3 protein-coding genes are annotated in these 2,564 nt (G+C 67.6%); 2 read left to right on the forward strand and 1 reads right to left on the reverse strand.

Features of this window, described 5'->3' with window-relative positions; genetic code table 11:
• Positions 1–224 precede the first annotated feature (224 nt).
• The gene (locus ADK54_RS10465) at positions 225–467 is read right to left on the reverse strand and encodes a hypothetical protein (protein ID WP_053725296.1); all 243 of its coding nucleotides are present in this window, start codon (positions 465–467) and stop codon (positions 225–227) included.
• A gap of 1,010 nt (positions 468–1,477) precedes the next feature.
• On the opposite strand from ADK54_RS10465, the gene ADK54_RS48250 reads away from it, so the two are divergent.
• Together ADK54_RS48250 and ADK54_RS10470 are read left to right on the forward strand one after the other, a co-directional pair.
• Entirely contained in the window at positions 1,478–1,606 is a 129-nt protein-coding gene (locus ADK54_RS48250) for a hypothetical protein (protein ID WP_267886994.1), read from the forward strand.
• A gap of 112 nt (positions 1,607–1,718) precedes the next feature.
• The gene (locus tag ADK54_RS10470) at positions 1,719–2,189 is read left to right on the forward strand and encodes a hypothetical protein (RefSeq protein ID WP_159047725.1); all 471 of its coding nucleotides are present in this window, start codon (positions 1,719–1,721) and stop codon (positions 2,187–2,189) included.
• Positions 2,190–2,564: the final 375 nt, after the last annotated feature.

A 2,564-nucleotide genomic window follows, 5' to 3' on the forward strand; every position in this document is an offset into this window, starting at 1 on the left:
CGGGCAGTTCGCACTCCTGGCAGATCAGGACCAGCTCGTGATCCACAGCGTCTCCCTTCGTGGCCGGGTTCATCCGGACAACGCCACGAGGCCACGATGAGGGGCGCCGCTTGGACGTGTAGGGCCCGAATGGCCGCCTCGCCCCCAACCGCTCAATCCACCGGCAATCAGAAGCACCCCCGCGCCTTGGGGCGGGGCGTGGCGTTACGGGTCGGCGTGCGGGATCAGGGGGCATGGATGCCGCGCAGGGCGGCCCGCAGGCGACGGCCCTCCTTCGATGCGGGGACTTTGACCCGCTCGGGATCCATGGAGGCAAACCGGGCCACAGCCTCACTCTGATCATGGCCGCGTTCGTGTGCGACATGCAGCCGGTACAGGGCTTTGTAGAGCGCCTGGGAGACACCGGGCTGGAACGCGGCCACGAACGGGGCGAGTGCCGCCCGCAGTTCCGCGACCGGATCCACCACCCGCGCCGTCCTCCGGCGCCGGTAGGCCTTCTGCCGGCAGCGCGCATCACCGTACGCAGAATCGGCACGCCCAGCCGTAACAAGCGTGCCGCAGCTGCCACACGGGCGGCCCGAACCCCTGCCTCCGTTACGTTTACGCGTGAGAGAGGTCCGGCACGCCCGCGAGCACGTCACCCCCTTCAGGAGCTTCTCCGCGCGCCGCACCACCACGAGCCCGCAGGCCAGGCACGGCTCGGGTGGCAGGAGCTCTCCGCGGCCGGCCAGCTCCAGCCACTGGGCCGTTCCCGCCTGCCGCGCCGCGGCCGGGCGGGACAGCCCCGTGACCGGGTCCGCACGCCCCCGGTGATAGCACTGCTCACAGATCAGGAAGCAGCCGAACACCCGCCGCCGGCCCCGGCAGGTGCTCCCGACGACCAGATACGCCGTCCCGCCGAACAGGTCCGCGCCGCACATCGTGCACGGCCGAGAAACCACACGCACACCCATAGCGAACCCAACGACCCACACACCCAGCCGCAACGACCCGCAGACAGCCGACACCCGGACAGGCCCTGCTGCGGACCTGGAGCCCGGCAGGCCCTCAACGGGCCAGCATGCGCGCCGACGACTGGTCCCTGTCGAGATGCCGTAGGAAGTCGCAGGTCACAGCCATCGAATAAGACCCGCGCATCAGCAATGCTCTTCCGGTCGCACTCCCCAACTCCCTTGCAGGGCTAACCGCTGACCCGTTCATGGTGCTCCCAGGACGTGGACAACCGCGTTTATCCACGTCCCGCCCCGCGACACAGACAGCACTCCCCCGTCAGGCTCCGCCCCACCAGCGTGCTCCCGCACGCCCCGCCCCGAAGGATGACCGTGTCCACCAACCCCACGCCCACCGCACCGACCGCTCCCGCCGGCAGCCCCGCCCAGCCCCGGCCGCTCCCCCAGCACCAGAACCGGCGCCCTGACCGGCCTCCCGCTGGAGGAACACCGCGCTCACCCTCGGCACCCTCACCTACCTCCAACTGATGGCAATGGTGGTCATCCTGTGGATCCCGTACCCCTCCGTCCGCGAACCGCTCCAGCTCATCGGCGGCACGCTCGTCTTCGCCGGCACGGCCATACCCGTCTGGATCAGCGCGGTACCACGACGATGACCCACCCCGCCCACTACCACTTACCGAAGTAGCAGCCTGCGGTGCCCCGGCAAGGGCACCGCGACGTTGTCGGACACCATCGTCGCCTGCGGCAGTCGGCAACCCTAGCGGGGTGAATCGGCCTGGAAACGCTTATCGACACCTGCTCACCGCAGCGGGAGCGATCGGCGATACCGCCCCGTTGGCGGCGGATTCACGATCCGACATTGACTGGACACTGAGCCACATCGCGCTCAGCGACCGCATACTCGCCGCCGCAGCGCATGATGTGCTCACCGGCCTTCTCACCATCGTTGACAACCGCGAGGCCATGGACGAGAACGCGATCAGTTCATTGATCGCCTCGACCACCCACACTCAGCGTGTCGACCTTGTGAGCCGCAACTCGGCAGACCTGGGTGCTGCGATCCGCGCAACCCTCGAACAGGCTGCCGCCATACCTGTGCCACTCCGCCTCGTCAGCCGTGATGGGCAACCACTACCCGAACAGCGGTTGCGCCGGGGCACCCTGGTTCGTCTGCGCGCTACCGAACATATCCCCGGACACACAGAGAGGATCAACTTGCTCGCCTCCGCGGAGTAGCTCGTCCCGCATTGGCCTGGTGGCTCACCCCTCCCGTCTCTGAGTAACCAACCTGGGCATCGGTGCTGCTGGGTGGCCGCAGGAAATGTCACCGTCGTGAGACGAAACCCTTCCGACACACCGTGAGACAACGAGAAGAACCACAGGCCACAGAGCTGCCACCTGACAGCGAAGCTGAGAACAGTTGTTGTAGGGACTCACCGCCCATGGCCGAATCTGACGAACCGTGGCCACTCGGTGGCCAGTTGGCCACGAATCACCGAGGTCAGTGTTGTCCTGGTCCGAAAATGAAGGATGAGCCCAGGTCAGCGAGGTGACCGGCGCGCTGTGTTCATGCGGCCTCAATGGGGTCGAAGCGGACGGTGAAGCCGAGGG

This window comes from Streptomyces sp. WM6378, from assembly GCF_001279695.1.
In the GTDB taxonomy this organism is placed as follows: Bacteria; Actinomycetota; Actinomycetes; order Streptomycetales; family Streptomycetaceae; genus Streptomyces.